The organism is Thiohalocapsa sp., from assembly GCF_019695415.1.
Lineage (GTDB): Bacteria > Pseudomonadota > Gammaproteobacteria > Chromatiales > Chromatiaceae > Thiohalocapsa.
This window is the reverse complement of record NZ_JAIFKJ010000571.1, coordinates 1-7,355: the sequence shown is the minus strand read 5'-3', so window position 1 is coordinate 7,355 and position 7,355 is coordinate 1. Positions and strand designations below refer to the sequence as shown.

Annotated in this window: 6 protein-coding genes; 3 read left to right on the top strand and 3 right to left on the bottom strand. The window is 68.3% G+C overall.

The genetic code is table 11. The features are described 5' to 3' along the window. Positions 1 to 490: 490 nt before the first annotated feature. The 3 genes from I6U14_RS15800 to I6U14_RS15790 all read right to left on the bottom strand — a co-directional run bounded on the left by I6U14_RS15800 (position 491) and on the right by I6U14_RS15790 (position 4,380). Positions 491 to 1,759 (bottom strand): PcfJ domain-containing protein, encoded by a 1,269-nt coding sequence (locus I6U14_RS15800; protein ID WP_296900481.1) that lies wholly within the window; start codon positions 1,757 to 1,759, stop codon positions 491 to 493. A gap of 253 nt (positions 1,760 to 2,012) precedes the next feature. Beyond that, complete coding sequence (locus I6U14_RS15795) at positions 2,013 to 2,570, bottom strand: hypothetical protein (RefSeq protein WP_296900480.1); 558 nt, start codon at positions 2,568 to 2,570, stop codon at positions 2,013 to 2,015. 415 nt (positions 2,571 to 2,985) lie between these two features. Then, a complete protein-coding gene (locus I6U14_RS15790; RefSeq protein ID WP_296900479.1) occupies positions 2,986 to 4,380 on the bottom strand; it encodes an aminotransferase class I/II-fold pyridoxal phosphate-dependent enzyme in 1,395 nt (464 codons plus the stop codon). Between the two features lie 511 nt (positions 4,381 to 4,891). On the opposite strand from I6U14_RS15790, the gene I6U14_RS15785 reads away from it, so the two are divergent. The 3 genes from I6U14_RS15785 to I6U14_RS15775 form a co-directional block, all read left to right on the top strand. Continuing rightward, positions 4,892 to 5,677 carry a molybdopterin-binding protein gene (locus I6U14_RS15785; protein WP_296900478.1) on the top strand — a complete coding sequence of 262 codons (786 nt, stop codon included), beginning with the start codon at positions 4,892 to 4,894 and terminating at the stop codon, positions 5,675 to 5,677. Between the two features lie 62 nt (positions 5,678 to 5,739). After that, complete coding sequence (locus I6U14_RS15780) at positions 5,740 to 6,405, top strand: NAD(P)H-dependent oxidoreductase (RefSeq protein ID WP_296900477.1); 666 nt, start codon at positions 5,740 to 5,742, stop codon at positions 6,403 to 6,405. Further along, on the top strand, positions 6,402 to 7,355 hold a 954-nt coding region (locus I6U14_RS15775), incomplete at its 3' end, for a cation:proton antiporter (protein ID WP_296900476.1). The genes I6U14_RS15780 and I6U14_RS15775, both read left to right, overlap by 4 nt.

Genomic DNA, 7,355 nt, shown 5'->3' with positions numbered 1-7,355 from the left:
CAGGCCCGGCTCCGTCTGATTTTTGGGCAGGATGCCCAATAAATCAGCATCTCCCAAGATGCCGTTGGCAGAAGAGCTCGGCCAAGTGTGCCGCGACTATGACGCCACCCGCCGCTGTCAGGTCGGGCCCGTCTTGCCTGTGAACCTTTAGGGCCTAAACCATCGCGGCTTCTGAGGCTGAGAAGGCTTCACCGACCGGGCTTACCACGTCGCCGACCCGGGCCCGCCCTCGCAGAGTCCCGAACTTCCGCTTTCCCGCCGCCCAGGGGTCCTCTGCCGCTGACGGCCGAGCGACGATCCGGCTCCACGGCGTGGTCGGGATCTCCTCGCCGGCCTCCGCCCGCGCTAGGTGCTCTGGCAGGTCATTGCCTGGCTCGCTGCCGCCGACCTCCCGGATGATGGTTCGATCTCCATTTGTGCGAATGATTTCAAGTCATATGATCCCGACCGCTGGCATCGTCGCCGCATCGGAGTGGAAGGCCCGGAAAGCTCAGAGCCGGTGCGTCTCCAGCCACGCCTCCACGGCCCGCCGCGTCATCGCGCTCACCGGATGGTTGCCGGCGCGCAGCAGCTCGCCGATCTGCCAGCGCCCGCCGGGCCAGCGCACCAGCGACAGCGTGGCGCGCTGCGGACGCAGCACTCGGTAGATGTAGGTATCGCCGCCGGCGACGCGCTCGGTATAGCCGGCGACGCAGTTGCGCTGCTGGCGGCCTTCCTCCACGAGGGCCTGCGGGGCGCGTAATGGCACGATGTCGTCGCTGCCGGGCACCGGTGGCGGCGGGAAACGGCTGGCCTTGAGCCGGTGATCTTCGAGGCGCGTGTAATCCTGTGCCAGATCCTGAAAGAGCCCATCCAGGCGCCGGCGCTCGCGAAAACGCCGTCTCGAGATGTCCACGCCCAGTGCATCCGCCATCTGCTGGATATCCGCGAGCCGACGGGCCGTGAACGGAAAGTAGCCCTCTTGCGGCTCGTCGACGATAGCCTCGAACAGCACGGGCGTGGCGAGCGCCCGCAGCTGTGGGTCCAGCAGCAGGGTCAGCGCGCCCAGGTTCAACTCGGGTAGGTGGCCCATGATTTGGAGCGCATCTTCGTCCGCGAGCAGCCGCTTGATGCCGCCCGCAAGCTCGCGACTCATGGCGGTTGGGCGAATCTTGGCCATGGACTTGACGGCGCGCTTGCTGTGGGGCAGCCCCAGCCGGTCCATGATCTCCGCCTGCTTCAGGCTGGCGAGCTGGTCGAGGCGCTGGTTGCGCTCTTGTGTTCGGGCCGCCAGTGATCGGCGGAAGGCCAGCGCCAGGCAATAGCCGAGCGCCGGGCTGCTGTCGAACAGATCGCCGCGCTCGCCCAGCGCCAGGAGCAGCCTAAGCAGCGGCAGGTGGTCGCCGCGGAATGGCTCGATGCGCCGGGCGATGGGCTTTGGGCAGCTGAATCGGAAGGCATCGAAGGCGCGCTTACGCCGCTGCGCCGGCGTGAGCCGCGGGCGGGTGAGCACCAGGGGTGGGGCGTCCGGCGGCAGCACCAAGTCCAGCGCGAGTTGGCGCGGGGCGCCGGTCGGTGGCGCCTTGGGCTTTGGCTTGCGCCTGGACCGGTAGGGGCGGATCAGCGGATAGTCCGGCTCGAAGTCCAGCCAGCGTGCATTGCGATCGTGCTTGCGCGCGGCGGTGAGGTCCGGCCACGCCTTGATGAGCTGCGTCTCCTCGGCCTTGAAGACGTACAGCGTGTCCTGCTTGAAGCGGGCATCGAGGCGGTCGGCGGGCATCTCGGCTGGGGGCTGCATTGCGGAAACGTCAGCATAGGCGCGGACGGGCTCAGGGCGCGAGTCCCCAGCGTCCCCCAGCGTCCGGCCAGGTCGGTGGGTGGCCGGTGCCGATTTACGCGCTGCCGCCTGCTGGCGGGCGTCCTATGTTCCAGCGCGCAAGACAAGGCCGACGCTCCTGCGTTGCGCTAGCGGCACGGGTCGCTGGAGCGGCCGCCCTGCATTCCCTTGCCGGAGCGTGGAAACGAGTGCGGCGTCAGCGCCGCGGGACGCAGGCGGACGACGCGCGCTGCCAGACTACATCCAGCCCTTGCATCGAGAAGGCGGGCTCGAGCGGCAGGCCGTTGATCTTCACCGTGACTCGCTCGGCCCGGCGCATTGCGTCCACCACCGCGCGCAGCCCGGCTTGCTCGCCGCCCCCGGGCAGCGCGCGGAAGGTGACTCGGCGCTCGACGTCCGTTTGGACAATGGCCGCTGGTATCAGCGCCAGGGTGCGAGCGGACGGGCCGTCCACGACCAGTTCTGCCCGTGCCCGCAGCAGTTCTGCCTGGGTCAGCTCGGTGACGGTGATGACGTTGACCCGGAGCGTCGGCGCGGGGCCGTCCCGCGCGATGGCGAGCAGCAGCATCGGGTTCTGTTCGTCTGCCGTGCGGTCGTAGCCGCCGGTGGTGAGCTCGCAGGGCTCGTCCGGGTTGCCTGGGATGGCGGCGGACCAAGCGCCCTCGTCGAAGCGCTCGGTAGCCGCGACCGAGAGCGGCAGCCAGAATGCGGCGAGGAGTGTCAGGACTGCCGCTGCGCTCGGCGTCTTCGGCATCTTGGATTGCGGGCGGGGTGGTGGCAAGGCGCGGCTTGGATGCGATTTATGCGGGCAAGTAGCCTGAAGCAAAACCGGTTGCTCTGGGGAAGGTTCTGAGGACGCCGATTATGGACCTTGCCTTTCAGGAATGGGCACGATGTTCGAAAACACGGTTTCCGAACGTCTTCTTTTCCGCCGCTTAAGCCGCTGAAAATTGCGGGGGCGTCTTGCCTCGCGAGAGACACGCCGATTCATCGGCATGCGCTAGGGAAGCGCCGATTTATTGGCGCTTCCCTAGCGCTGAAGGCCAGGTCGGCAAAGTTGACCCGACCCAGGTTCACCGCCGAAGGCGGCGATGCGGCCTTCCGGATAGAACGCAGCATCACGTCGCAGCTTTGCCCGCACTGCGCATCGCGCACTTTGTACTTCTAAGTCAAAGCGCCTCCAGCCAGCTCGCCAGGCGCTCGATTCCCGCCATGCTGTCTGCGCAGTGCTCGGCGAGGAACCCGGCATCCGCCACGGCCTCGGCGTTCAGCTCGGCGGCGCCTTCCAGCGCCCGCGCGCCGTCGAAGTTGACATAGGCGAGCCGCAGGGACAGCTCCGTCGGCGAGCGGCCGAAATCGCTGCCAGGCAGGACGGCGACGCCGGTGTCCTCCAGCAGGCGCTCGCAGAGCAGGCGGGCGTCGTGGATGCCGTGGGCTGCCAGGCGTTCACGGAAGGGGCTCAGGTCCGGGAAGAGGTAGAAGCCGCCCTCCGGGTCGTCCAGGGCGCAGCCGGCGGCGCGCAGGCGGGCTGCGATGGCGGGGCCGATCTGGCGCAGGACCCGGCGCGAGCGGGCCAGGTAGTCCGCCATAACCGGCCCGCCGCTGAAGGCGGTAATGGCGGCGTGCTGGATGGGTGCGCTGACACTGGTGTAGCTCTCGCTTGCCACCACCGCCATGGCATCCAGCACACTGCGCAGCTCTGGCGGGAAGGTGAAGGTGCCGAGTCGCCAGCCGCCGGCCCCAGCCCATTTGCTTAAACCCCCGGAGATAATGGTGCCTTCCGGATACCAGCGCGCGATGGATGCGTGCCGACCCTGGTGGTGCAGCTCGCCGTAGATCTCGTCGGAGAGCACCACCAGGCCGTAGCGACGCGCCACCCGGGCCAGGGCTGCCAGTTGATCCGCGCTGTAGGTCACGCCCAGGGGGTTGGACGGGTAGTTGAGGATCAGAATTCGCGGCCGGTCCGGGTCGGCGCGGCAGACGGCGTCCAAGCCCTCCGGTGTCAGCCGCCAGCCGTCCTCGCGGCGGGTGTCGATCCAGCGGTGCTGGCGGCCGGCGATGGCCGCCTGGGGCGCGTAGGAAACCCAGCTGGGGGCCGGCACCAGCAGATCGCCATAGAAGCAGAGCTGTAAGATGAACAGGAGCTCCTTGGAGCCGGGGCCGATAAGGACATCCTCGGCGCTGCGCTCGATGCCTTGGGCGTGGCGGTGGTAGGCCGCGACGGCCTCGCGCAGGGCATCCAGTCCGCGCACCGGCAGGTAGTCCTTCTGGTGGGCGTTGGCCTTGAGCGCGTCAACCACGGTTGGCGGCACCGGGAACGGCGACTGGCCGAGCCCCATGCGGAAGACCTTGCGCCCGGCGCGCTCCAGGCGGGCGCTGCGCTCGTTGATAGCCAGGGTGGAAGATTGAGACAGTCCGCGGACGTTGAGGCTGATGTGCACGTGCGGCCTAACGGGGAGGTCATGTAGACCCTGGTCTGGGAGCGCCTGGGGGTGGATGGGCTGGCGCAGGGCGGCTTGGCGGCTGGCGATGTCTTCGACGACTTCGAGCGGGACGGCGCTCATCTCAGGGTATCCTCGTGGCGTATTCTGTGTGGCTGATGGGTTGAAAAGACCGAGCTCAGGTTGGCGCCGTTGCGCGTGCTGTGGGGGTCGACGCCGCCGGTTAGGGTTTTCCCTAGAGCATGAAGCAAAGAGCATGCCGTTTGCGGGGTAGTGGCCGCACACGCATCCCGGACGCATGCCACGGGGAGCGTCCAACGGGCGCATTTGGCGCCCTCGGGCACGGGCACAGCGAGTCGGTCTGCGCGGGTTGGATGGCATTGAGGCTGCCTGCGCTGCACCGGCGCAGTGCATAATGGCTCCGCGGCCCATGCCATTGCCCCAGGCCGGCGCAGCTTGGCACCGCGAGCAACAGGATCCCCGGCCGCGGCAACCCGCGCCCCTCAACGCAACCGAACCGGGGCTGCTGAGAGATGCCATACAGAGATTACCCCGCCCACGCGCGCCTGGCTCGGGCCACCCGGCTGGGTGCGCAGCCAGCGCACATGCAGCGGGCAGCGCAGGGTCGGTGTGTATGAGCGCTGCCAGTGATGCAGGCCGCCGTTTTGGTCTCATCGTCGTCGCCGATGAGATCCTTGCCGGCGCTCGGACCGACAAGCACCTGCCGGCGTTTCGGGAGCTGCTGCATGCCCGCGGGCATGGCCTCGCCTGGTGCTGGATACTCCCCGATGATCCGGTATTGCTCACAGGCCAGTTGACGGCGTCCATGGCCGGGGGTCTGCCGGTATTCTGTTGCGGCGGCATCGGCGCGACACCGGACGATCACACCCGCGCCTGCGCTGCGGCGGCCGCCGGCGTGGCATTGGAGCGCCACCCGGAGGCGCTCGCGCTCATCGAAAAGCGCTTCGCCGCGGATGCCTATCCGCACCGGGTGCTGATGGCAGATCTGCCGGCGGGGGCGACGCTGATCCCGAACCCGGTCAACCAGATCCCGGGCTTCATGCTGCGTGAGCACTGGTTCCTGCCGGGCTTTCCGCGTATGGCCTGGCCCATGGCCGAGTGGGTGCTGGATACTCATTATCCGGCCGCGGCCCCGCCCCGGGAGGCGGCAGTCGCGGTGTACGGCACGCCCGAGAGCCGGCTCATCCCGCTCCTGCGGGCGCTGGACGCGAGCCAGCCCGGTCTCAAGCTCTTCAGCCTGCCACACCTTGGTGACGACCCAGCGGACCGCTATGTGCTGCTCGGTTTTCGCGGGCAGGGCGACCTGGACTCGGCCATGGCGGCACTGTGTGTGGCGCTGGACGCGGACGGCATTGCGTATGGGCCGCCGCCCGGCAATGTGCAGGCGCGGCAGCCTTAAGTCTCAAATGCACGGGCAGGCTGGTTAGAATCTCCGGCTGACGTTGTCTGCCGAGAGTCCGCATGCCTCAGAATCCAGCAAGCGAGGCCGCCGTTGAGAAGCCGGCCCGCCGCATCCTGGTGCTCTTTGCCCACCCATCGCTCGCGCGCTCGGAGGCCAATGCCCCCATGCTGGCCGCCGCGCGGCGGCTCAACGGCGTCACCTGCGTGGACCTATACGCCGAGTACCCCGCTTTCGAGATCGATATCGACCGCGAGCAAGAACGCCTGCTGGCGCACGACGTGGTCTGTTTTCAGCATCCGCTGTACTGGTATTCGACGCCGGCCATTCTCAAGGAGTGGCAGGACCTGGTGCTGGAGCACGGCTTCGCGTATGGCGCCGGCGGCACGGCGCTCAATGGGAAGCTCTTCTTCTGTGCCTGCACGGCGGGCGGCCCCGAGGCGGCCTACTGTGCCCAGGGCTACAACCACTTCAGCATCCGCGAGCTGCTGCAGCCGCTGGAGCAGACCGCCTATCTCTGCGGCATGACCTATTTGCCACCCTTTGCGCTCTTTGGCGCCCGCACGGCGGTGCAGGAGGGGCGCATCGACGCCCATGTGGCGGATTGGGTGCGGCTGCTCACAGCGCTGCGCGACGGCCACCTGGACATCGCCGCCGCCGTCGATCTGCCGCGCCTCAATCAGGACCTGGACCGGCTCGTCCTGTCGGCGCTGGGGGCGGGCGCATGAGCGGCGTGCTGTTCCAGGTGTTCGTCTACCTCTGTGCCGCCGTGGTGGCAGTGCCGGTGGCCAAGAGGCTGGGCCTGGGCTCGGTGCTGGGCTATCTCATCGCCGGCATCGCCATTGGCCCGGTGTTTGGCATCGTCGGTGCCGAGACAGAGCAGCTGCAGCACTTCGCGGAGTTCGGCGTGGTGCTGATGCTGTTCTTGGTGGGTCTGGAGCTGAAGCCGCAGCTGCTGTGGCAGATGCGCGCGCGGCTGCTGGGCTTGGGTGGCTTGCAGGTGCTGGCAACCGCCGGCGCGATTGCGGCCCTTGGCTGGGTGCTGCTGGAGCATTGGCAGACGGCCGTGGCGGCAGGGCTGTTGCTGGCGTTGTCATCGACGGCCATCGTGCTGCAGACGCTCTCGGAGAAAGGCCTGATGGCTACCGAGGGCGGGCGCGCCGGCTTCTCGGTGCTGTTGTTCCAGGACATTGCTGTGATTCCCATGCTGGCGCTGATCCCCGTGCTGGCGATGCCGGAGCTGGCGGAAATGGCGCAGCGGGTGGCGGGCGGCGGAGAGCTTGCCGCGCACGGTGTCGACGCCGGGCACGCCGAGGCTGGGCACGGTGCGGGCATGAGCCTGGTGGCAGGGCTCTCCGGCTGGGCCTATGCCGGGGTGGTCCTGGGCGCCGTGGCAGCCGTGGTGCTGGGCGGGCACTTTCTGACCCGGCCGCTGTTTCGGTTCATCGCCAGCTCGCACCTGCGCGAGACCTTCACCGCCGCGGCGCTGCTGCTGGTGGTGGGGATTGCGCTCTTGATGACGCTGGTGGATCTGTCGCCCGCGCTTGGGACCTTCCTCGCCGGCGTTGTGCTGGCGGACAGCGAGTTCCGGCATGAGCTGGAATCCGATATCGAGCCCTTCAAAGGCCTGCTGCTCGGGCTCTTTTTCATCACCGTCGGCGCCGGCATCGACTTCGGC